The organism is Roseomonas sp. USHLN139, assembly GCF_037145735.1.
Classification (GTDB): domain Bacteria; phylum Pseudomonadota; class Alphaproteobacteria; order Acetobacterales; family Acetobacteraceae; genus Pseudoroseomonas.
This window is the reverse complement of record NZ_JBBCWY010000010.1, coordinates 39,356-60,554: the sequence shown is the minus strand read 5'-3', so window position 1 is coordinate 60,554 and position 21,199 is coordinate 39,356. Positions and strand designations below refer to the sequence as shown.

Here is a 21,199-nt window from a genome sequence, read left to right as displayed (position 1 = left end):
CTGCAATGCAGAATAAGCGCCGCAGCGCTTGCCAAGCAAGGGGAGAGAGCCATGGCCGGAACCGTGTCCTACCGCGTCGAGGACGGCATCGCCGTCGCCACCATCGACCATGCGCCGGTCAATGCGCTCTCCGCCGATGTGCGCCAGGGCGTGCAGGCGGCGCTGGCGCGGGCGCTGGCCGATGACGCGGTGACCGGCATGGTGCTGGAAGGCGCCGGCCGCGCCTTCGTCGCCGGCGCCGACATCACCGAATTCGGCCGCCCCCCGGTGCCGCCGGCGCTGGGCGAGGTGATCCTGGCGATGCAGGCCAGCACCAAGCCGCTGGTCGCCGCCATCCAGGGCGTCGCCTTCGGCGGCGGGCTGGAGCTGGCGCTGGGCTGCCATGCCCGGCTGGTCGGGCCGCGCGCGCAGCTCGGCCTGCCGGAGGTGAAGCTCGGCATCCTGCCCGGCGCCGGCGGCACGGTCCGCACGCCGCGGCTGATCGGCGCCGACCGGGCGCTGCCGATGATCGCCTCGGGCGAGCCGGTCGATGCGCAGCGCGCCGTGGCCCTGGGCCTGGCCACCGCGCTGGTCGAGGGTGATCTTCTCGAGGCCGCCAAGGCAAAGGTGCGGCAGCTCGCCGCCGGCCCGCTGCCCGCGCCGATCGACGCCGATCGCGGCAGGCTGGACGCGCCCGGCGCGCGCGAGGCCTTCGAGAAGGCGGCCGAGGCGCTGGCCAAGCGCGCCGCCGAGGAGCCGCAGGTCGCCGCCATCATCCAGTCGGTGCGCAACAGCTTCGACCTGCCGATGCCGGCCGCGCTGCAGGCCGAGCGCGACTTCTTCGTGCAGCTGCGCGACGATCCGCGCAGCAAGGCGCTGCGCCATGTCTTCTTCGCCGAGCGCGAGGCCGCCCGCATCCCCGGCCAGCCGAAGGACGCCAAGGCGAAGCCGGTGGCGCGCGCGGCGGTGCTCGGCGCCGGCACCATGGGCGGCGGCATCGCCATGAACTTCGCCAATGCCGGCATCCCGGTCCGCATGATCGAGACCGATAGCGCGGCGCTGGAGCGCGGCCAGAAGCGCATCGCCGACATCTATGCCGTCTCGGTCAAGCGCGGCAGCCTGACCGAGGAGGCCCGCGCCCAGCGCCTGGCGCTGATCGAGGGCGCCGTCGGGCTGGAGGCGGCCTCGGAGGCGGACCTCGTGATCGAGGCGGTCTTCGAGGAACTCGAGCTGAAGAAAGAGATTTTTGCGAAACTGGGCCAGATCACGAAGCCCGGGACGGTGCTGGCCAGCAACACGTCCTACCTGGACATCGACGCCATGGCGGCGGCCAGCGGCCGTGCCGAGGACGTGCTGGGCATGCATTTCTTCAGCCCGGCCAATGTCATGAAGCTGCTGGAAATCGTCCGCGCGGAAAAGACTTCTTCCAGTGCCCTGGCGACGGCGGTGGAGATCGCGCGAAAGCTGAAGAAGGTGCCGGTGGTCGTTGGCGTCTGCTACGGCTTCGTCGGCAACCGCATGTTGTCGCGGCGCACCGCCCAGGCGGAGCGGCTGCTGCTGGAAGGGGCGAGCCCCGCCGAGGTCGACAAGGCGCTCACCGATTTCGGCTTCCGCATGGGGCCCTTCGCCATGGCGGATCTCGCCGGCCTCGACATCGGCTGGCGCATCCGCAAGGCCAATGGCACCCGCGCCGTGGTGGCGGATGCGCTCTGCGAGGCCGGGCGGCTCGGCCAGAAGACCGGGCGCGGCTACTACGCCTATCCGGAAGGCGCCCGCGCCGGCCAGCCCGACCCCGAGGTGCAGGCGCTGATCGAGCGCGCCTCGGCCGCGCAGGGCATCACCCGCCGGCAGATTTCCCAGCAGGAGATCACCGAGCGGCTGATCTATCCGATGATCAACGAGGGCGCCCGCATCCTCGAGGAAGGCATCGCGGCGCGGCCGGGCGATATCGATGTGGTCTGGCTCTATGGCTACAACTGGCCGGCCTGGAAGGGCGGGCCGATGCACCATGCCGATGCCGTGGGCGTGGCCCATGTCGCCGAGCGGCTGTCCTTCTATGCCGCGCAGACCGGCGACGAGACCTTGAAGCCGGCGCCGCTGCTGGCCCGCCTCGCCGCCGAGGGCCAGGGTTTCTCCGCATCGGCCAAGGCGGCCTGAGCGCCGTGCATCCCTGGGAGGCTTCCTACCCGCCGGAATGCCGCTGGGACGCGCCGATCGAGACCGGCACGCTGACCGCGCTGCTCGATCGCGCCGCGGCCGGGCATGGCGGCAAGGCAGCCCTGGTCTATCGCGAGCGCAGCGTCTCCTTCCTGGCGCTGCGGGCGATGGCCGACCGCATCGCCGCCGGGCTGATCGCCGACGGGCTGCAGCCAGGGGAGCGGGTCGCGCTCTATCTGCCCAACACCCCCTGGCACCCGGCCTGCTTCTTCGGCGTGCTGCGGGCGGGGGGCGTGGTGGTGCATCTCTCGCCGCTCGACGCCCCGCGCGAGCTGCTGCACAAGATCGAGGACAGCGGCGCCGGGCGGCTGATCACCGTCGACTTCCCGACGCTGCTGCCGAACGCGCTGCGGCTGCTGAAGGAAGGCGGCATCACCCGCGCCTATCTGGCGCGCGACGCCGAATGGGGCGGCGCCCGCAGCCCGGCCCAGCCCGACTTCCTGCCCCTGCCGCTGGCCGAGCCGCTGCAGGACTGGCCCGGCCTCGGCGAGGACAACTTGGCGCTGCTGCAATACACCGGCGGCACCACCGGCCGACCGAAGGGCGCGATGCTGACGCACCGCAACCTGACCGCCGCCGTCGGCATCTACCGCGCCTGGCGCGACGCCGAGACGGCGGCGCCGGGCAGCCAGCGCGTCCTAGGCGTGCTGCCGCTGTTCCATATCTACGCGCTGTCGGCGGTCTTCCTGCGGCATCTCGCCGATGGCAACACGCTCTACCTCTATCCGCGCTTCGAGGTGGAGCAGGCGGTCGGCGAGATCGAGCGCCACCGCATCACCAACTTCCCCGGCGTCCCCACCATGTGGATCGCCCTGCTGAACATGCCCGGCATCGGGCTGCGCGACCTGACCAGCCTGCAGCAATGTTCCTCCGGCGGCGCGCCGATGCCCTTCGAGGTGCAGCAGCGGCTGGAGCACCTGCTCGGCTGCCGCATCGGCGGTGGCTGGGGGATGACCGAGACGGCGCCGGCCGGCGCCCGCCTGACGCCGGACGGGCCGCGCCGTCCCGGGATGATCGGCCTGCCGCTGCCCGGCGTCGAGCTGCGCGTCGTCGCCATGGACGATCCCGACCGCGCCCTGCCGCCGGGCGAGCATGGCGAGCTCGCCGTGCGCGGCCCGAATGTCTTCGTCGGCTACTGGAAGCAGCCCGCCGCCGCCGGGTTCCGCGATGGCTGGTTCCTGACCGGCGATCTCGGCTGGATGGATGAGCGCGGCTATTTCACGCTGGTCGACCGGCGGAAGAACATGATCATCTCCTCCGGATTCAACGTCTATCCGGCCGCCATCGAGCAGGCGGTCTACGAGCATCCGGATGTCGAGGAATGCCTCGTCATCGGCGTGCCCGACGCCTATCGCGGCCAGGCGGCCAAGGCTTTCGTCAAGCTGCGCGACGGCGCCCCCGTCATGACGCTCGACGCGCTGCGCAGCTTCCTGGCCGAGCGCATCGGCCGCCACGAGATGCCGGCGGCGCTGGAGCTGCGCGCCGCCCTGCCACGCTCGCCGGCCGGCAAGCTGCTGGCCGCCCGGCTGCGCGAGGAAGAAGAAGCCGCCCAGGCGGTCAACGACAAGGAAATGACCTGATGAGGGACGCCGTCATCGTCGCCACCGCCCGCACGCCGATCGGCCGTGCCGCGCGGGGCAGCCTGAACATCACCCATGGGGCGGAGATGGCGGCGCATGCCATCCGCCACGCCCTGGACCGCGCCGGCGTCGAGGGCCAGGCGGTCGAGGAGGTGACCATGGGCGTCGGCTACCCGGAGGGGGCGACCGGCGGCAACATCGCCCGCGCCGGGCTGCTGCGCGCCGGCCTGCCGGTGGAGACGCCAGGGCTGGTGGTCAGCCGCTTCTGCGCCTCGGGGCTGGACGCCATCGCCGCGGCGGCGCGCCGCGTCATGCTGGACGGCGTCGAGGTCGCGGTCGCCGGCGGGCTGGAATCGATCAGCCTGACGGTGCCGAAGGTCGACCGCGCCGCCTCGCGCAACCCGTGGCTGGCCGAGCACCGGCCGCATCTCTACGACAGCATGATCGAGACCGCCGACCTGGTCGCCGAGCGCTACGGCATCTCCCGCCAGGCGCAGGACGAGTTCTCCCTCATGAGCCAGCAGCGCACCGCGGCGGCGCAGGCGGCCAATCTCTTCGCCGACGAGATCGCGCCGATGGAGGTCACCTATGCGGTGACCGACAAGGCGACCGGCGAGGTGTCGAAGCACAGCAAGCTGTTCGACCGCGACGAGGGCAACCGCGCCGACACCACGCTGGAAGGCCTGTCGAAGCTGAAGCCGGTGCACGAGGGCCGGTTCATCACCGCCGGCAATGCCAGCCAGCTGTCGGACGGCGCCAGCGCCTGCGTCATCATGTCGGCCGAGGAGGCGAAGCGCCGCGGCCTCCAGCCGCTCGGCATCTTCCGCGGCTTCGCCAGCGCCGGCTGCGAGCCGGAGGAGATGGGCATCGGCCCGGTCTTCGCCGTCCCCCGCCTGCTGCAGCGTCAGGGGCTGAGCGTCGCCGATATCGACCTCTGGGAGCTGAACGAGGCCTTCGCCTCGCAGTCGATCTACTGCCGCGACAAGCTCGGCATCCCGCAGGAGAAGCTGAACGTGAATGGCGGCGCCATCTCGATCGGCCACCCCTTCGGCATGAGCGGCGCGCGGCTGGTCGGCCATGCCCTGCTGGAAGGCCGGCGCCGCGGGGTGAAGCGCGCCGTCGTCACCATGTGCGTCGCCACCGGCATGGGTGCCGCGGCGCTCTTCGAGATCTGCTGAAGGAGAAGCGCCATGGAGCTCCGCTACACCCCGGAAGAGATCGCCTTCCGCGATGATCTGCGAAAGACCTTCCGCGAGAAGATCCCGGCCGAGATCCGCCGGAAGGTCAGCGAAGGCCGCCACCTGTCGCGCGACGAGATCGCCCAGGCCCACCGCATCCTGCATGCCGAGAGGCTGGCCACGCCGAACTGGCCGGTCCAATGGGGCGGCAAGGACTGGACGCCCGTTCAGCGCTACCTCTATGTCGAGGAGGTGCAGTTCAACGCGGTGCCGATGCCGCTGTCCTTCAACGTGGCCATGGTCGGCCCGGTGATCGCCAATTTCGGCTCCGAGGAGCAGAAGAAGAAGTTCCTGCCCGCCACCGCCAGCCTGGATATCTGGTGGGCCCAGGGCTTCTCCGAGCCCGGCGCCGGCTCGGACCTGGCCAGCCTGAAGACCTCCGCCAAGCGCGAGGGCGACCACTACGTCGTCAACGGCCAGAAGACCTGGACGACGCTCGGCCAGTATGCCGACTGGATCTTTCTGCTCGTCCGCACCGATCCCACGGCGAAGAAGCAGCTCGGCATCTCCTTCCTGCTGGTCGACATGAAGACGCCGGGCATCACCGTGCGCCCGATCATCACCATCGACGGCGCGCATGAGGTCAACGAGGTCTTCTTCGACGACGTCAAGGTGCCGGTCGAGAACCTGGTCGGCGAGGAGAACAAGGGCTGGGACTACGCCAAGTTCCTGCTCTCCAACGAGCGCACCAACATCGCCCGCATCGGCTTCTCCAAGGAGAAGCTCGAGCTGATCAAGGCCCGCGCCAAGGAGACCCCCGCCGGCGAGGGCACGCTCTGGGACGATGCCGATTTCCGCCGCCGCATCGCGGTGGCCGAGATCGAGCTGAAGGCGCTGGAGATCACCCAGATGCGGATGGTCGCCGCGCAGCGGCACCGGGCGTCGGACAAGCCGGACCCGACCTCCTCGATCCTGAAGATCAAGGGCTCGGAGATCCAGCAGATGACGACGGAGCTGATGATGACCGTCGCCGGCCCCTTCGCCGCCGCCATGCCGGAGCATTCGCACAATGCGCCGCCCGTGGGGCCGGACTGGGCGGAGGCCGTCGCGCCGCAGTTCTTCAACTACCGCAAGGTCTCGATCTACGGCGGCTCGAACGAGATCCAGCGCAACATCATCGCCAAGGCCTTCCTCGGCCTGTGAGAGGGGCGCCGCCCCTCTCACACTCTCCCCGCCAGGAACCTGAGGTTCCTGGACCTCCCATCAGGAGACTGCCATGGATTTCGATCTGACCGAGGATCAGCGCCTGCTCAAGGACAGCGTCGACCGGCTGATCCAGGACAATTACGGCGACTTCGAGAAGCGCAGGCACCACCAGGCCGATGCGCGCGGCTACAGCACGGCGCTCTGGGCCAAGTATGCCGAGCTCGGCCTGCTCGGCCTGCCCTTCCCCGAGGAGCAGGGCGGCTTCGGCGGCTCGGCGGTCGACACCATGAACGTCATGGAGACCTTCGGCCGCGGCCTGGTGCTGGAACCCTACCTGGCCACCGTCGTGCTGGGTGGCGGCTTCCTGCGCGCGGGCGGCAGCGCGGCGCAGCAGCAGGCGCTGATCCCGGGCATCGTCGATGGCAGCACGACGCTCGCCTTCGCCCAGATCGAGGCGCAGTCGCGCTACGACCTGTTCGACGTCGCCACCACCGCCCGCCGCGTCGGCTCCAGCTGGCTGCTGAACGGCGCCAAGAGCCTGGTGCTGCATGGCGACAGCGCCGACCACCTGATCGTCTCCGCCCGCACCGCCGGCAACCGCCGCGACCGCGACGGCATCTCGCTGTTCGTTGTCCCGGCCAAGGCGGCGGGCGTCTCGCGCCGCGGCTATGCGACGCAGGACGATCTGCGCGCCGCCGAGATCGCCTTCGACAGCGTGCTGCTGCCGCAGGACGCGCTGCTGGGCGAGGCCGGCGCCGGCCTGCCGCTGATGGAGCGGGTGGTGGATGCCGCGCTGGCCGCGCTCTGCGCCGAGGCGGTCGGCGCCATGGGTGCCCTGCACGAGCTGACCCTCGACTACCTGAAGCAGAGGAAGCAGTTCAACACGACGATCGGCAGCTTCCAGGCGGTGCAGCACCGGGCGGCCGACATGCTGGTGGCGCTGGAGCAGGCGCGCTCGATGGCGATGTATGCCGCCATGATGGCCGAGCACCCGGACGCCGCCACCCGCCGCCCGGCGATCGCGGCCGCCAAGGCGCTGGTCAACCGCTCGGCCGAGCTGATCGGCAAGGAGGCGATCCAGCTGCATGGCGGCATCGCCATGACCATGGAGTACAAGGCCGGCCACTACTTCAAGCGGCTGACCATGCTGGGCAGCCAGTTCGGCGAGACCGACCAGCATCTGCGCCTGGTCGCCGAATCCGGGCTGACCGAGGCGGCCTGAACCCGGCCCGCGGGCGGCGCTTGCCGCCGTCCGCGACCCGTCTCCCCACCCGTCCGGCCACCGCGCCGGCCACGCTTGCGTGAGGCGCTTTTGCGGCGCGACACGAGGCGGTGAGAACCGGGTCGGAGCCATTCCTCGCAGCCCGCAACCGGATTAACCGGGCAGCGATGACACAAGCCATTTCTCTCCCGGACCGGCCGCTCACCGTGAAGCCGCCGGTCACCACCCTGCGGGCGTTGATGATTCTGCTGCTGTGCCTGGCGGGCGCGGCGGGGATCGGCGCCTGGATCGGTCTGGGCATCGCGCCCAGCCTGCACACCGACTATCTGATCCGCGACACCGCGCAGCCCTCCAACACCGGGCGGGTGACGGAGGGTCGGTGCCGCACCAAGATCGTGCTGACCACCTGCGACGTCACGCTGACCATCCGCCCGGATGGCATCACGCCGGTGCAGCGCAGCGCGCATTACTTCTTCGTCGATGCCCACAGCGGCAATTATGACGTGGAGGTCATGTATGACGCGGCGCATCCGGAATGGGTCAGCACCTCGCTCGGCCTCGACATGCTGTGGAACCGCATCATCTGCGCCGCGGTGCTGGTGCTCATCGCGCTGACCATCCTGGTCAGCGGCCTGCGCTCCTGGATGTCGCATGCCGCGATGCGCCGGCGCCTGCGCGACCAGCTGGCCGGGCGGCGGATGCGCCCGGTCGAGGCGAAGCTGCTGCAGGCCGAGAACGGCCGCTGGGTGGTTGCCGACGAGCAGGGAAGGCAGCACAGCTGGACCGTGCCCGCCAAGGCGCGCCCCTTCTTCACGGCGGATGGTGCGCATATTCTCGCGGTGACGCCGCTGGACCAGGCCGGCGCCGCCGAGCCGCTGGTCTTCCCGCTGGACGAGGAGCTGAAGTGGATCGACCTGACCCCGCCCGAGCGTCAGGCCCTGCAACCCGTCTGAGACAGGCCGGCACAGCCAAGGGAGGGGCGGGGGAGATTTCTTTCCCCCGCCTTTTCCTGTCTAGCCCTCGACCCTGAAGATGGTGACGTCGCGGAAGTCCCGGTCCTCCAGCTCGCGCGTCGTCGGCACCCGCATTGTGGCGATCGGCCGGAGCCCCTGCTTCGGCAGATAGGCCCGCCCCGGATCGGCGATCAGCACGCTGGCGCCCTCGGCCGCCAGCCGCCGCAGCCAGGGCATGATATGCCCGGTCATCGGTGCCTCGTAGCAGACGTCGCCGGCCATCACGATGTCCCAGCGCCGCGCCGCGCCGACCACGTCGCCGGTATCGGCCACGACCACCACGCCGTTATGCGCCGCGTTCAACCGGGTGGCGGCGATGGCCAGCGGGTCGATCTCGGCCGCCTCGACCCGCGCGGCCCCGGCGCGGGCGGCGGCGATGGCGGCCAGCCCGCCGCCGGCGGCGAAGTCCAGCACGCGCTGCCCGGCGACCTCGATGGTGCCGTCCAGGATCAGCCGTGCCAGCACCTGGCTGCCCGGCCAGGCGAAGGCCCAGAAGGGCGGCTCGATGTTGCGGCTCTGCAGCCAGGCTTCGCTGGCCTGCCAGATCGGCGTGATCTCGGTGGCGAGGTAGAGCTCGACCTCCGGCACCAGGGCCGGGCGGGCCAGCGCCGTATGCGCCGCGATGAAGCCGGCGGCGTCGTCCTCGGGGGTCTGCAGGGTCAGGCCCGCCCGAGCAGGAAGGCCAGGCCGACCAGCAGCCCGACCTCGCGGTTGCGCTGGAACAGCTTCAGGCACAGGGCAGGGTCGTGGATGTCGAGCCGGCCGATCTGCCAGGCCAGCAGGGCGGCGGGGGCGAGCATGGCGGCGAAGAAGGCGAGGCCCAGCCCGGCGGCAAGGCCGGCCGCCAGCAGCAGCGCGACGGCGCCGGCATAGCAGGCGATCAGGAAGGGGCGGGTCTTCTCGCCGAAGCGGCGGGCGGTGCTGCGCACGCCGACCAGCGCGTCATCCTCGCGGTCCTGGTGGGCGTAGATGGTGTCGTAGCCGAGGATCCAGAGGAAGGCCGCGGCGTAGAGCAGCAGCCCCGGCGCATCGAGGCGCCCGGTGGCCGCCGCATAGCCCATCGGCGCGCCCCAGGAGAAGGTCAGCCCCAGCACCGCCTGCGGGAAGTCGGTGACCCGCTTGGCCAGCGGATAGAGCGCGACCGGCACCAGCGAGACCACGCCCAGCAGCCAGCACAGGGTATTCAGCTGCAGCAGGATGCCGAGCCCGATCGCCAGCAGCAGGCCGAGGAAGGCCAGCGCCTGGCGCGGCCGCACCGCGCCCGAGGCCAGCGGCCGTCCGGCGGTGCGCGTCACCTGGCGGTCCAGGTCGCGATCCCACAGGTCGTTGACCACGCAGCCGGCGCCGCGCATGACGACCGAGCCGAGGCCGAACAGCAGCGCCAGCCAGAGCCCGGTCCGCAGGTCGGGCGCCGCCAGGGCGAAGGCCCAGAGCGCCGGCAGGAACAGCAGCCAGGAGCCGATCGGCCGGTCCAGCCGCATCAGCAGCGCATAGGGGCGCAGCCCCGGGGGGAGTTGCGCGACCCAGCCGAGCGCGCGGATATCGGTATGCGGAATCACGATCGTCATTAGCCCCGCCGGAGCCTCCCATGTCCACCCCACGCCTCTATGTCGACGCCGATCTGGCGGCGGGCCAGGAAGCGCCGGCCCTGCCGGGCCAGGGCCACTATCTTGGCCAGGTCATGCGCAAGGGTCCGGGTGACGCCGTCACCCTGTTCAACGGCCGCGACGGCGAGTGGCAGGCGCGGATTTCTTCCATCAAGAAGGACCGCGCCGTCTTCACGCCGGAGACCCTGCTGCGCCCCCAGGCGTCCGGCCCCGACCTGCGGCTGCTGCTGGCCCCGGTGAAGCGCGACGCTATGGACTGGATCGTCGAGAAGGCGACCGAGCTCGGCGTGCGGACCATCCAGCCGGTCTTTACCGCCCGCTGCGTCATCGGCCGGGTCAATCGCGAGCGCCTGCAGGCCATCGCCCGCGAGGCCGCCGAGCAGTGCGAGCGCCTCGACCTGCCCGCCATCGCCGAGCCGCTCGACCTGCACCGCGCGCTGGATGCCTGGGACGGCGCGCCGCTGCTGGTCGGCGATGCACGCGGCAATGCACGACCGCTCAGCGTGGTTCTCGATGGCCGCCGCCCGCCGCTCGGACTTCTCGTCGGGCCGGAGGGTGGTTTCACCGACCAGGAGCTTGACGCCGTGCGCCGGCGTCCCTTTGTTTCACCGGCTGCGCTCGGCCCGCGGATTCTTCGGGCGGAGACGGCAGCGGTGTCGGGACTCGCCGTGCTGCAGGCACTGGCGGGGGACTGGGCCGTTCCCTCCTGAGTGTTTTTCTCGATCAAGCCAGTTCACGCCCGGGCGGTGCCCCGCGCGGGGGGCGCATGGAAGGTATGCATGTCCAATCCCGGCGAGGCCGATCTCACGCCGATCACCTCCCTGCGTCAGCTGGCCGAATGGTTCGCCGCCGGCAGCAAGCCGCGCGCCGACTGGCGCATCGGCACCGAGCACGAGAAGTTCGGCTTCCGCCATGCCGGCCTGGCAGCCCCGGCCTATGAGCCCGAGGGCATCCGCGCCCTGCTCGAAGGCCTCGTCGCGCGCGGCTGGGAGCCGATCCTCGACCGCGGCAACCCGATCGGGCTGAAGCGCGGCGGCGCCTCGATCAGCCTGGAGCCGGGCGGCCAGTTCGAGCTCTCCGGCGCGCCGCTGGAAGACCTGCACGGCACCGCGGCCGAGCTCGCCGACCACCTGGCCGAGACCCGCGCGGTCGCCGGGCCGATGGGCATCGGCTTCGCCCCGCTCGGCTTCCACCCGCTGGCGAAGCGGGAGGACATGCCCTGGATGCCGAAAGGCCGCTACGCCATCATGCGGCAATACATGCCGCGGGTCGGCGCCATGGGCCTCGACATGATGCTGCGCACCTGCACCGTGCAGGTGAATCTCGACTTCGGCGACGAGGCCGACATGGTCGAGAAGCTGCGCGTCAGCCTGGCGCTGCAGCCGCTGGCCACCGCGCTCTTCGCCAATTCCCCCTTCCGCGAGGGCCGGCCCACCGGGCTGCGCACGCTGCGCGGCCGCGTCTGGACCGAGACCGACCCGGACCGCACCGGCATCCCGGCCGTCGCCTTCGAGGAAGGCTTCGGCTTCGAGCGCTTCGTCCAGCACGTGCTCGACGTGCCGATGTATTTCATCATGCGCGACGGCGCCTGGATCGACGCCACCGGCTCGACCTTCCGCGACTTCATGGCGCGCGGCCTGCCCGGCCATCCGGGGGTGGAGGCCACCATGGGCGACTGGGCCGACCACGTCACCACGGTCTTCACCGATGTCCGGCTGAAGCGCTTCCTGGAGATGCGCGGGGCGGATGCCGGCAGCCCGGCGATGATGGTGGGCCTCTCCGCCTTCTGGACCGGCCTGCTCTATGACGACGCGGCGCAGAAGGCCGCCGCCGCCCTGGTCCGGCCCTGGGCAGTGGACTCGCTGCAGGCGCTGCGCGTCGCCGTCCCCGAAGGCGGACTGACCACCCCCTTCCGGAACCGTCCCCTGCGCGAGCTGGCCCGCGAGGTCCTCGCCATCAGCCGCGACGGCCTCCGCGCCCGCGGCCTCGGCGAGGAACGCCACCTCGACGCGGTCGATGCGGTCATCGCCAGCGGTGAGACCCAGGCGGATCATTGGCTGCGGCGCTACCACGAAGCCTGGGGGCAGGATGTCTCCCGGATCTTCGAGGAAGCGGCCGTCTAGGCACCAGGGGCGCTGCCCCTGACCCCGCCGGGGGAACTGAGTTCCCCCGGACCCCCACATTCATCAGGCCACGCTCAACACGGCCAGCTCCGCCAGCACGGCCGAGGCGCCCAGCACATCGCCGGTATGGCCCCCCACCTGGCGCCACGCCAGCAGCGCCACCACCCCGCCTGCACCCAGGGCCACCACCGCCGCCCACCATGGCAGCAACACCATGCCAAGCGCCACAGCCAGCACGCCGCCCAGCCCGAAGGCCCAGACCGGCGGTCGCCCCAGCCCCGCCCCCAGCCCGTCGCTGCGGGCGGGCCTCAGAAGCACAAGTGGCACCAGCATCGCCCCCCGGCCCAGCGCCCCGGCCCCCGCCATCAGCGCCACTGGCGAAACGGCCTCGCTCAACGCCACTCCGCGGCAACCCAGCGCCAGCACCAGGGCCAGCGCGCCGAAGCTGCCGATCCGGCTGTCGCGCATGATGGCCAGCTTCCGCTCCCGGTCGCGCCCGCCGCCGAAGCCGTCGGCCATGTCGGCCAGACCGTCCTCGTGCAGCGCCCCGCTGGCCAGCAGCAGCACCGCGATCGCCCAGGGCGCGGCCATCGCCGGTGCGACGCCCAGCCCCGCCAGCCCCGCCTGCACCCCGCCCGCCAGCGCGCCCAGCAAGGCCCCCGCCAGCGGATAGGCCCAGACCGCCCGCGCATAGCCGGCCGGGTCGCCAGGCTGCGGCAGCCACCCCACCGGCAGCCGCGTCAGCAGCCCGAAGGCGGCGCCCAGCTCGGCCAGGCGTTCCCTCATGGCGCTTCCGCCACCCCGGCCTCGGCGAAGGTCGCCATCCCCTGGTGGCAGGCCAGCGCCGCCCGCAGCAGCGGCACCGCCAGCGCCGCCCCCGAGGCTTCTCCCAATCGCATCCCGAGATCCAGCAGCGCCGTCCTGCCCAGCCGCTCCAGCAGCCGCGCATGCCCGGCCTCGGCCGAGCGATGCGCCACCTCGGCATGGTCCAGCCCGCCCGGCGCCAGCACCGCCAGCGGCGCCGCCGCGACGCAGCTGGCGAAGCCGTCCAGCAGCACCGGCACGCCACGCAGCCGGGCGGCCAGCGTGGCCCCCAGGATCGCCGCCAGCTCGCGCCCGCCGAGGCAGCGCGCCGCCTCCAGCGGATCGGCCCGCGCCCCGGGATGCCGCGTCAGCCCGGCCTCGATGACGGCAACCTTGCGCGCCAGCCCGGCATCGTCGACGCCGGTGCCGCGCCCGGCCCAGTCGGCACCGACGCCGCCGAACAGCGCCGCCGCCATCGCCGCCGCGGCGGTGGTGTTGCCGATTCCCATCTCGCCCAGGCACAGCAGGTCCAGCCGCGCCGGCAGCGCCGCCGCGCCCTGGTTCACCGCCTGCAGGAACGCGGCCTCGGTCATGGCGGGGCTGGCGGTGAAGTCGGCGGTGGGCGTCTCCAGCGCCAGGGGAACCACCTGCAGCGCCGCACCGGCCACCGCGCAGAGCTGGTTGATCGCCGCGCCACCGGCAGAGAAATTCTCCACCATCTGCGCGGTGACCGCGGGCGAATACGGGGAAACCCCCTGGGCGGTGACGCCATGGTTGCCGGCGAAGACCAGCACCTGGACATGCTCCAGCCGCGGCTGGGCGCGGCCCTGCCAGCGCGCCAGCCAGGCGGCCAGCGCCTCCAGCCGGCCCAGGCTGCCGGGCGGCTTGGTCAGCCGCGCCTGGCGGGCGGCGACCGTGGCGGCGGCGGCCTCGTCCCCGGGCGGCAGGCTGGCCAGGGCAGCCCGCAGCGCCGCCAGATCCGGAAAAGACATGTCAGGCCTCCTGCTGCGCGATGGCGTGGAAGAAGCTGCCGGAGACCCGCCCGCGCTGTCCGCCCCCCGCACCCAGCGCCTGGCCCCTGGCGTCGCTGAGCGTGGCCAGCGGCGCATCATCCCCGGCCTCGGTGACGGTGGCGTAGTGGAACTCGTGGCCGCGCAGCACCGTCCCGGCGCGGCCGAGCGGCCCCTCCGCCAGCAGCACCGCCTGGCGATAGCCCAGGTTCATCCGGCGCCGGGCAAAGCTGGTGGCATGGCTCAGCAGCCCGGCCATGGCATGGCGCTGCCCGCTGGCATCCTCCAGCCCCTGGCCCAGCAGCATGTAGCCGCCGCATTCGCCATGCACCGGGTGGTCTTCCGCGAAGCGCCGCAGCCCGTCGAGGAACCGCCCGGCGGCGGCCAGCCGGCCGGCATGCAGCTCCGGATAGCCGCCGGGCAGCCAGCAGGCATCGCAGCCGGGCGGCGGCGGCTCGTCGGCCAGCGGCGAGAAGGGGTGCAGCGTGGCGCCCGCCGCCCGCCAGCCCTCGGCCACATGCGGGTAGAGGAAGGAGAAGGCGGCATCGTCGGCCAGCGCGATGCGCTGCCCGGGCGGCGGCAGGGCGGGCGCCCCCGGCAGGCCGCCGGACAGGGCAGGGGTGGCCGGCAGGGGGGCGGCGGCGGCCAGGATGGCGTCGAGGTCCAGCGCCGTCTCGGCCAGCGTCGCCAGCCGCTCCAGCAGCGCCGGCAGTTCCTGCTGCTCGCGCGCCTGCACCAGGCCGAGATGCCGCTCCGGCAGCGACAGCGCGGCATCCCGCGGCAGCGCCCCCAGCACCGGCAGGCCGATGGCGCCGATCGCCTCCGCCGCGCCGGCGCGGTGGCGCGGGCTGGCCACCCGGTTCAGCACCACCCCCGCCAGCCGCACGCCGTCGCGATGCGTGGCGAAGCCGCGGGCCAGGGCGGCGGCCGTCTGCGACTGGCCGGAGACGTCGAGCAGCAGCAGCACCGGCAGGCCGAAGCGCGCCGCCAGATCGGCCGCGCTGCCCTGGCGGCCCGGCTCGGCGCCGGCCCCGTCGAACAGCCCCATCGCCGATTCGACCAGCAGCAGGTCGAGGCCCTGGCCGGCCGCCGCCGCCCGCGACTCGAGCAGGCGGGGCGGCATCGCCCAGCTGTCCAGATTGCCGCTGGGGCGCGCGCTGGCCGCTTCGTGGAAGGCGGGGTCGATATAGTCGGGGCCCGACTTGGCGGCGCCCACCCGCAGCCCGCGGCGCCGGAAGGCGGCCAGCAGCGCCAGCATCAGCGTCGTCTTGCCCGCGCCCGAGCGCGGCGCCCCCACCACCAGCCCCTGCATAGGATCCTGCCCCGCCTGCCTTGCTCCGGCCGCGGTCTAGCACGGATGCGGCCTGCCGGCTGCGCGGGGCTGCCGCGCCGCCAGTGCAGACGGCACCTAAGCAATTCGGCATAACAAGTTGATTTCTTGTAAACAGATTTGGCCGGTTTTCCTTAACTCTCCCTTGCCCAGCCCTGGTCTCACACGGTATTCGGGCGCTGGGTCGCTGCCTGCCGGGGATCCGATGCCCAGTCGTTCGGCCCCGGCCGATCCACCGCCGCATCGGGGGCGCAGGCAAGGCCCGGGCCGTGCGCCTGCCCGGGGGGGTGACGCCGGCTTTCAGCCTTCCGAATGTCTATTGTGGCCCGGTCGGGTCGTCTCGCCGCGTCCGCGCGCCGAACAACACGGAGAGGAAAGGGGCATGGTGCAGCACCACCCGCTTTCAGAGATGCGTCCTGCCAAGCAGCCCGGCCGCCGCCGGCTTCGCCAGGTTCTGGCGGGGGTGCTGACGGTCAGCACCCTGTTCGCCTCTTCCGCCGCGATGGCCGCGCCCTTCCGCTGTGCCAACGAGGACCAGCAGCGGATGTTCGAGCTCTCGGCGCTGAAGACCGAGCTGATGGTCGTCGCCACCACCTGCGACACCGAGGCGCCCTACAACGACTTCATCCGTCGTTACCAGTCGCAGCTCTCCGGCAATGACCGCGCGGTGATCGAGCACTTCACCGGCCGCGACCGCCGCGCCGGCCAGCGCGCCAACGACACCTTCATCACCAACCTGGCGAATGCCCGCGCGCAGGAGGCCAACCGCATCGGCGCCGACTACTGCGCCCGCAACGCCCGGCTGTTCAAGGAGGTGATGGCGCTGCCGTCGGCCGCCGAGCTGGCCCCCTACGCCGCCTCGAAGGATCTGCTGCCCGCCTCGCTGGGCAGCTGCGTCACCGCCGCCTCCGCCCCGGCGCCGGCCCGGGCCGCCGCCCGGCCGACCGCCGGTGCCAAGCCTGCCACCAGGGCCGCCCGTTGATGATCGCTACCCGCTCCACCGCCCTGATGGCGGTGATCGCCCTGCCGGCGCTGCTCGCCGCCTGCGCCAAGCCCGCCACCGGGCCTGCCGCCGTGTCGTCGCGCCTGCCGATCTACGCGGCCGACCTGCAGGGCGCCTCCAGCCTCTGCACCGTGCCGGACGCGCCGAAGCTGACCGATGCGCAGCAGACCGAAGTGCCGATGACCGTCGGCAATGACGGCGGCTTCTGCGGCCTGCGCGTCGCCAAGCCCGGCCCCGAGCCCTTCGATGCCGGGCTGCTGACCGCCCGCCCGTCGAATGGCCGCGTCCGCGTGCAGAGCGTCGGCGACTACACCCGCATCGACTACATGGCCGATAGCGGCTTCGTCGGCGCCGACAGCTTCGTCGTCCGCCTGCTGCCGGGCTCGACCTCGGTCAAGGTGAACGTGACCGTCCAGGGCGTCGCCGCCCCGGCCGCCGCGACGCCGGCCGCCATCACGCCGCGCGTCAGCGCGCCGCCGGCGACCAGCACCACCCCGGCCCGCAGCACCGCCACGCCGGCGCGCCCGGCCGCGACCACCCCGGCGCGCCGCACCACCACCACGCGCTGATTTTTCGATCAGTTCGAGACCAGGGCCCGGCGGGAGCGATCCCGCCGGGCTTTTTTCATCCGAGTGTCCGCCGCGCCGGGACGATCCCGCCGATGGCGATCACCGCCGGCACCGTCCAGCCCGCCGCCGCGACGCGCGCGGCGATGGTCGCCAGCGTCGCCTCCAGCACCTGCTGCCGCGGCGTGGTGGCCTCGGCCACGGCCGCCGCCGGCGTGTCGCCCGGCAGCCCGCCCGCCAGCAGCGCGGCGGTCACCGCCGGGAGCCGCCGCAGCGCCATGTAGAGCACGATCGGCTGGCCGCTGCGGGCCAGCGCCGCCCAGTCCAGCGCATCCTCGGCCCCCTCGGCCGCATGCGCGGTGGCCAGCGTCACCGCCTGGTTCACCCCGCGCAGCGTCGCCGGAATACCCGCCGCCGCCAGCCCGGCCAGCCCCGCCGTCAGCCCGGGGATCACCCGCCAGGGAATGCCCGCCTCGGCGAGCGCGAAGACCTCCTCCGCGCCGCGGCCGAAGACATAGGGGTCGCCGCCCTTCAGCCGCACCACCCGCCGCCCGGCGCGCGCCTCGTCGATCAGCCGCTGCGTGATGTCGTCCTGCCGCGCCGAGGGCCGGCCGCCGCGCTTGCCCATCACCAGCCGCTCGGCGCCATCGGGGGCCAGCGCCAGGATGCGCGGGTCGATCAGCGCGTCGTGCAGCAGCAGCTCGGCCTGGGCCAGCGCCGCCAGCGCGTCCAGCGTCAGCATCCCCGGATCGCCCGGGCCGGCGCCGACCAGCCAGACATGGCCGGGCGCCAGCACCGGCGGCGGCCGGCCGGTCAGCAGCGTCAGCGCCTCCAGCCGGGTCATGGCCGAGCCCGCGGATGACAGCGGCCGGGCAGGGGGATAAAGCTCACCTTGTGCCGCAGCCCGATCAACCGCTGCGCCGGGGCTGGACCACCGGCGCCTGTGCCACGGCGGCGGCCAAGGCCGCCTATGCCGCGCTGCTGCATGGCGACTTCCCCGACCCGGTCGAGATCATCCTGCCGCGCGGCGAGCGCCCGGCCTTCGCCCTGGCCGAAGCCGGCTTCCTGGCCGATGGCCGCGCCACGGCCGGCGTGGTGAAGGATGCCGGCGACGACCCGGACGTTACCCATGGCGCGCTGATCCGCGCCACGGTGCGCAAGCTGCCGCCCGGCGCCGGCCTGGTGTTCCGCGCCGGCGAGGGCGTCGGCACCGTCACCCTGCCTGGCCTGCCGCTGCCGCCCGGCGAGCCCGCCATCAACCCGGTGCCGCGCGCCATGATCGCCGCCGCCCTGGCCGAGCTCGCCGGCGGCGCGGCCGATGCCGAGGTGGAGATCGCCATCCCCGGCGGCGAAGGGCTGGCCGAGCGCACCATGAATCCGCGCCTCGGCATCCTCGGCGGGTTGTCGGTGCTGGGCACCACCGGCATCGTCATGCCCTATTCCTGCAGCGCCTGGATCCATTCGATCCATCGCGGCATCGACGTGGCGCGCGCGGCCGGCCTGCCGCATCTGGCCGGGGCGACCGGCGCGACCTCCGAATCCGCCGTCCAGGCGCTCTACGGCCTGCCCGAGCAGGCGCTGATCGACATGGGCGATTTCGTCGGCGGCATGCTCAAATATCTCCGCGCCCATCCGGTGCCGCGCGTCACCGTGGCCGGGGGGCTCGCCAAGCTGACCAAGCTGGCGCAGGGCCGGCTCGACCTGCATTCGCGCCGCGGCGCCGTCGATCTCGCGGCGCTCGCTGGCCTGGCGCAGCAGCACGGCGCCGACGCGGCGCTCGCCGCCCGCATCGCTCGCGCCAACACGGCGCTCGAGGCTTTCTCGCTCGCCGCCGCGGAAGGCGTCGCGCTGCCCCAGGCCGTGGCGACCGCCGCCCGGGCGACCGCGGCCGCCGCCGTCGAGGGCACCGGCATCGCCGTGGACATCGCGCTCTTCGACCGCGATGGGGCCCTGCTGGCCCGGGCCTGACCGCCTCACGCGCCGCGGAACCGCCGCTGGTAGTCCTGGCTGTAGAGCGCGCTCTCGCGGAAATCCGCTGCCTCCAGCGAGCGCCCGACCAGGATCAGCGCGGTCCGCTCGGCGGGCTCCGCGGCCAGCTTCGCCTCGATATCCGACAGAGAACCGCGCAGCACCCGCTCATCCGGCCAGGAGGCGCGCACCACGATGGCGACCGGGCAGTCGGCGCCATAGAAGGGCGTCAGCCGCGCCATGATCGACGGCAGCGCATGGATCGCCAGGTGGATGGCCAGCGTCGCGCCGGTTGCCGAAAAACCTTCGAGCGTCTCGCCCGCCGGCATCGGCGAGGCGCGGCCCGAGACCCGCGTCAGCACCAGGCTCTGCGCCACGCCCGGCACCGTCAGCTCCCGCCCCAGCGCGGCGGCGGCGGCGGAAAACGCCGGCACCCCCGGCGTCAGCGTATAGGGGATGCCGTGCCGCTGCAGCCGGCGGATCTGCTCGGCCACCGCCGACCAGATCGACAGGTCGCCGGAATGCAGCCGCGCCACGTCCTGGCCCGCCGCATGGGCGGCCACGTATTCGGCCTCGATGGCGTCCAGGTCCAGCGGCGCCGTGTCGACCAGCCGCGCCCCCGCCGGGCAATGCGCCAGCAGCGCCGCCGGCACGATCGAGCCCGCATAGAGGCAGACCGGGCAGGCCGCCAGCAGGTCCCGCCCGCGCAGGGTGATCAGATCCGCCGCCCCCGGGCCGGCGCCGATGAAATGCACCGTCATGCCGGCTCCTCCGTGCTGGCGAGCGCGCAGCTCACCCCCTCGCCATCGATCCGCTTCAGCAGCAGCGCGCCGCCCGCCGCCAGCGCGCAGCCCTCGGCCACCGAGGCGATGCCGATCGCCCGCTGCGCCGCCTCCGACTTCGTGGGACAGCGGTCCTGCACCGCCATCAGCCGCGCCCTGGAGACCAGCTGCAGGGAAACCCCCAGCCGGTCGGCGGCCTCGGCCACCACCGGCAGGTCGCGGAAATCGGGAACGGAGAGGGACACCACGCGACAGCCGCTCAACCCCTCGGCGCGGCGGACGATGGCGACCAAAGCAGCGGCATCGGCAGAGGGGCGCAAGCCCAGGCCGGCGGTGGCCAGGAGGGGCGCCGCCCCTCCTGGACCTCCCCGCCGGGGGGATTGTATCCCCCCGGACCCCGCCGGCTTTTCCACCACATACTGCACCACCGTCATCGCCGGGCGATAACCGTGCAGCGCCCCCACGCGATCCAGCCGCTCGACACCCAGCCGCACCAGGCTGCCGCCCCAGCGCGCATGCGCGGCCAGCAGCACCGCCTCGGTCTCGATCGTCACGGCATTGACGACCAGGCGTCCCCCGGGCCGCAGCGCAGCCCAGGCCGCCTCCAGCACGCCCGCGCGACCGCCGCCGCCGCCGACGAAGACCGCATCCGGCGCCTCCAGCCCGGCCAGCCCGTCAGGCGCGGCAGCCTCGACCAGCCGCAGCCCGGGCACGCCCAGCGCCAGCGCGTTGCGCGCGGCCCGCGCCGCACGGTCGGCGCGCGGCTCCACCCCGATGGCCCGCATCGACGGATGCCGCAGCAGCCATTCGATGGCGACCGACCCGCTGCCGCAGCCGATGTCCCACAGCAGCTCGCCCTGCCGCGGCGCCAGGGCGGCCAGCGTCACCGCCCGCACCTCCCGCTTGGTGATCTGCCCGTCATGCTCGAAACATTCTTCCGGCAGCCCGGCGGCCAGCGGCAGCACGGCAGCCCCTGGCCCCGCCACCACCTCCAGCGCCACCAGGTTCAGCGCGTCGGGCGTGCCATCGAAATGCTCGGCGACGCCCTCCCAGCGGGTCTCGCGCGGGCCGCCCATCGCATCCAGCACCACCATCCGCGACGGCCCGAAGCCGAGGCCGGTGACCATCGCCGCCACCGCCGCCGGCGTCGCGGCATCGGCCGACAGCGCCAGGATCCGCGCCCCCGGCTGCAGCAGCAGCCGCAGCGGCGCCAGCGGCCGGCCGCAGAAGGAGATGGTGGAGCAGTCCTGCAGCGCCCAGCCCAGCCGCCCCGCCGCCAGCGCGAAGGCGGAGGGCGCCGGAACCGACAGGAACTCGCCCGGCGCCAGATGGCGGGACAGCGTCGCCCCCAGCCCGAAGCAGAAGGGATCGCCCGAGGCCAGCACCAGCGTCGGCTGACCCCGCCGCGCCAGCAACGCCGAAATCCCCTCGGACATCGGCGACGGCCAGGCGGTGGTCGCCCCCCGGATCAGCGGTGCCGCCAGGGCGAGCTGCCGCGCCGCGCCGAAGACCTGCGGCGCCTCGCGCAGCAGGCGGGCGGCCAGCGGGGACAGGCCCTCGACGCCGTCCTCGCCGATGCCCAGGATGGTCAGCCAGGGTGTGGTCATGGCG

General features: G+C 73.1%; 19 protein-coding genes and 1 pseudogene. 11 read left to right on the top strand and 9 right to left on the bottom strand.

The annotated features are described in order from the left end of the window. The first annotated feature begins 51 nt into the window (after positions 1–51). From WFI16_RS22305 to WFI16_RS22280, 6 genes are all read left to right on the top strand, one after another. On the top strand, positions 52–2,136 hold the full coding sequence (locus WFI16_RS22305; RefSeq protein WP_419900057.1) for a 3-hydroxyacyl-CoA dehydrogenase NAD-binding domain-containing protein: 2,085 nt from the start codon (positions 52–54) through the stop codon (positions 2,134–2,136). 5 nt (positions 2,137–2,141) lie between these two features. Then, a complete protein-coding gene (locus WFI16_RS22300; protein ID WP_419900056.1) occupies positions 2,142–3,776 on the top strand; it encodes an AMP-binding protein in 1,635 nt (544 codons plus the stop codon). Next, complete coding sequence (locus WFI16_RS22295; RefSeq protein ID WP_419900055.1) at positions 3,776–4,954, top strand: acetyl-CoA C-acyltransferase; 1,179 nt, start codon at positions 3,776–3,778, stop codon at positions 4,952–4,954. The genes WFI16_RS22300 and WFI16_RS22295 overlap by 1 nt, the downstream gene beginning before the upstream one ends. 12 nt (positions 4,955–4,966) lie before the next feature. Next, positions 4,967–6,157, top strand: coding sequence for an acyl-CoA dehydrogenase family protein (locus WFI16_RS22290; RefSeq protein WP_419900054.1), 1,191 nt, complete (start codon positions 4,967–4,969; stop codon positions 6,155–6,157). A 73-nt stretch (positions 6,158–6,230) separates the two neighbouring features. Continuing rightward, complete coding sequence (locus tag WFI16_RS22285) at positions 6,231–7,382, top strand: acyl-CoA dehydrogenase family protein (protein WP_419900053.1); 1,152 nt, start codon at positions 6,231–6,233, stop codon at positions 7,380–7,382. A 167-nt stretch (positions 7,383–7,549) separates the two neighbouring features. Continuing rightward, a complete protein-coding gene (locus tag WFI16_RS22280) occupies positions 7,550–8,335 on the top strand; it encodes a hypothetical protein (protein WP_419900052.1) in 786 nt (261 codons plus the stop codon). Between the two features lie 60 nt (positions 8,336–8,395). Here the strand turns inward: WFI16_RS22280 and WFI16_RS22275 are convergent, their stop codons facing one another. After that, positions 8,396–8,986: a class I SAM-dependent methyltransferase gene (locus WFI16_RS22275; RefSeq protein ID WP_442970724.1), complete on the bottom strand. Its 591-nt coding sequence runs from the start codon at positions 8,984–8,986 to the stop codon at positions 8,396–8,398. Between the two features lie 68 nt (positions 8,987–9,054). Beyond that, complete coding sequence (gene ubiA / locus WFI16_RS22270) at positions 9,055–9,963, bottom strand: 4-hydroxybenzoate octaprenyltransferase (protein ID WP_419900051.1); 909 nt, start codon at positions 9,961–9,963, stop codon at positions 9,055–9,057. A gap of 20 nt (positions 9,964–9,983) precedes the next feature. Here ubiA and WFI16_RS22265 point away from each other — a divergent pair, with 20 nt between their 5' ends. Next, positions 9,984–10,712 carry a 16S rRNA (uracil(1498)-N(3))-methyltransferase gene (locus WFI16_RS22265; protein ID WP_419900050.1) on the top strand — a complete coding sequence of 243 codons (729 nt, stop codon included), beginning with the start codon at positions 9,984–9,986 and terminating at the stop codon, positions 10,710–10,712. A 69-nt stretch (positions 10,713–10,781) separates the two neighbouring features. Further along, the gene (locus tag WFI16_RS22260; RefSeq protein WP_419900049.1) at positions 10,782–12,125 is read left to right on the top strand and encodes a glutamate--cysteine ligase; all 1,344 of its coding nucleotides are present in this window, start codon (positions 10,782–10,784) and stop codon (positions 12,123–12,125) included. 63 nt (positions 12,126–12,188) lie between these two features. On the opposite strand, the gene WFI16_RS22255 is transcribed toward WFI16_RS22260, so the two are convergent. Genes WFI16_RS22255 through WFI16_RS22245 form a run of 3 tightly spaced genes read right to left on the bottom strand, consistent with a single transcriptional unit; the run spans position 12,189 to position 15,251 of the window. Next, positions 12,189–12,911, bottom strand: a complete 723-nt coding sequence (locus WFI16_RS22255; RefSeq protein ID WP_419900048.1) for an adenosylcobinamide-GDP ribazoletransferase — start codon at positions 12,909–12,911, stop codon at positions 12,189–12,191. Beyond that, on the bottom strand, positions 12,908–13,921 hold the full coding sequence (gene cobT, locus WFI16_RS22250) for a nicotinate-nucleotide--dimethylbenzimidazole phosphoribosyltransferase (RefSeq protein ID WP_419900047.1): 1,014 nt from the start codon (positions 13,919–13,921) through the stop codon (positions 12,908–12,910). The genes WFI16_RS22255 and cobT overlap by 4 nt, the downstream gene beginning before the upstream one ends. Before the next feature lies 1 nt (position 13,922). Beyond that, entirely contained in the window at positions 13,923–15,251 is a 1,329-nt protein-coding gene (locus WFI16_RS22245) for a cobyrinate a,c-diamide synthase (protein ID WP_419900046.1), read from the bottom strand. Positions 15,252–15,651: 400 nt separating this feature from the next. Between WFI16_RS22245 and WFI16_RS22240 the strand changes: the two genes are divergently transcribed. Both WFI16_RS22240 and WFI16_RS22235 read left to right on the top strand, forming a co-directional pair. Continuing rightward, positions 15,652–16,251: a hypothetical protein gene (locus WFI16_RS22240; protein ID WP_419900045.1), complete on the top strand. Its 600-nt coding sequence runs from the start codon at positions 15,652–15,654 to the stop codon at positions 16,249–16,251. After that, the gene (locus WFI16_RS22235; protein ID WP_419900044.1) at positions 16,251–16,841 is read left to right on the top strand and encodes a hypothetical protein; all 591 of its coding nucleotides are present in this window, start codon (positions 16,251–16,253) and stop codon (positions 16,839–16,841) included. Before WFI16_RS22240 ends, WFI16_RS22235 begins: the two co-directional genes overlap by 1 nt. 55 nt (positions 16,842–16,896) lie before the next feature. On the opposite strand, the gene cobA is transcribed toward WFI16_RS22235, so the two are convergent. Next, positions 16,897–17,682: a uroporphyrinogen-III C-methyltransferase gene (gene cobA, locus WFI16_RS22230; protein ID WP_419900043.1), complete on the bottom strand. Its 786-nt coding sequence runs from the start codon at positions 17,680–17,682 to the stop codon at positions 16,897–16,899. Positions 17,683–17,696: 14 nt separating this feature from the next. Here cobA and WFI16_RS22225 point away from each other — a divergent pair, with 14 nt between their 5' ends. Then, positions 17,697–18,806: a cobalt-precorrin-5B (C(1))-methyltransferase gene (locus WFI16_RS22225; RefSeq protein ID WP_419900042.1), complete on the top strand. Its 1,110-nt coding sequence runs from the start codon at positions 17,697–17,699 to the stop codon at positions 18,804–18,806. A gap of 5 nt (positions 18,807–18,811) precedes the next feature. Here the strand turns inward: WFI16_RS22225 and cobM are convergent, their stop codons facing one another. The 3 genes and pseudogenes from cobM to cbiE form a co-directional block, all read right to left on the bottom strand. Continuing rightward, positions 18,812–19,567 carry a precorrin-4 C(11)-methyltransferase gene (gene cobM / locus WFI16_RS22220; RefSeq protein WP_419900041.1) on the bottom strand — a complete coding sequence of 252 codons (756 nt, stop codon included), beginning with the start codon at positions 19,565–19,567 and terminating at the stop codon, positions 18,812–18,814. Then, positions 19,564–20,001, bottom strand: a complete 438-nt coding sequence (locus WFI16_RS22215; RefSeq protein WP_419900130.1) for a cobalamin biosynthesis protein — start codon at positions 19,999–20,001, stop codon at positions 19,564–19,566. Before WFI16_RS22215 ends, cobM begins: the two co-directional genes overlap by 4 nt. Next, positions 19,981–21,195, bottom strand: a pseudogene (gene cbiE / locus WFI16_RS22210) (precorrin-6y C5,15-methyltransferase (decarboxylating) subunit CbiE); the annotation flags it as partial. The pseudogene cbiE and the gene WFI16_RS22215, both read right to left, overlap by 21 nt. Positions 21,196–21,199: the final 4 nt, after the last annotated feature.

Excerpts from the sequence above, each read along its gene's own strand:
- WFI16_RS22255 (WP_419900048.1), bottom strand. The coding sequence starts at position 12,911 with ATGAGGGAACGCCTGGCCGAGCTGGGCGCCGCCTTCGGGCTGCTGACG.
- WFI16_RS22285 (WP_419900053.1), top strand. The coding sequence starts at position 6,231 with ATGGATTTCGATCTGACCGAGGATCAGCGCCTGCTCAAGGACAGCGTC.
- WFI16_RS22245 (WP_419900046.1), bottom strand. The coding sequence starts at position 15,251 with ATGCAGGGGCTGGTGGTGGGGGCGCCGCGCTCGGGCGCGGGCAAGACG.
- cobA (WP_419900043.1), bottom strand. The coding sequence starts at position 17,682 with ATGACCCGGCTGGAGGCGCTGACGCTGCTGACCGGCCGGCCGCCGCCG.
- cobT (WP_419900047.1), bottom strand. The coding sequence starts at position 13,921 with ATGTCTTTTCCGGATCTGGCGGCGCTGCGGGCTGCCCTGGCCAGCCTG.
- WFI16_RS22225 (WP_419900042.1), top strand. The coding sequence starts at position 17,697 with ATGACAGCGGCCGGGCAGGGGGATAAAGCTCACCTTGTGCCGCAGCCC.
- WFI16_RS22295 (WP_419900055.1), top strand. The coding sequence starts at position 3,776 with ATGAGGGACGCCGTCATCGTCGCCACCGCCCGCACGCCGATCGGCCGT.
- WFI16_RS22265 (WP_419900050.1), top strand. The coding sequence starts at position 9,984 with ATGTCCACCCCACGCCTCTATGTCGACGCCGATCTGGCGGCGGGCCAG.
- WFI16_RS22280 (WP_419900052.1), top strand. The coding sequence starts at position 7,550 with ATGACACAAGCCATTTCTCTCCCGGACCGGCCGCTCACCGTGAAGCCG.
- WFI16_RS22290 (WP_419900054.1), top strand. The coding sequence starts at position 4,967 with ATGGAGCTCCGCTACACCCCGGAAGAGATCGCCTTCCGCGATGATCTG.
- WFI16_RS22235 (WP_419900044.1), top strand. The coding sequence starts at position 16,251 with ATGATCGCTACCCGCTCCACCGCCCTGATGGCGGTGATCGCCCTGCCG.
- WFI16_RS22305 (WP_419900057.1), top strand. The coding sequence starts at position 52 with ATGGCCGGAACCGTGTCCTACCGCGTCGAGGACGGCATCGCCGTCGCC.
- ubiA (WP_419900051.1), bottom strand. The coding sequence starts at position 9,963 with ATGACGATCGTGATTCCGCATACCGATATCCGCGCGCTCGGCTGGGTC.
- WFI16_RS22260 (WP_419900049.1), top strand. The coding sequence starts at position 10,782 with ATGTCCAATCCCGGCGAGGCCGATCTCACGCCGATCACCTCCCTGCGT.
- WFI16_RS22240 (WP_419900045.1), top strand. The coding sequence starts at position 15,652 with ATGGTGCAGCACCACCCGCTTTCAGAGATGCGTCCTGCCAAGCAGCCC.
- cobM (WP_419900041.1), bottom strand. The coding sequence starts at position 19,567 with ATGACGGTGCATTTCATCGGCGCCGGCCCGGGGGCGGCGGATCTGATC.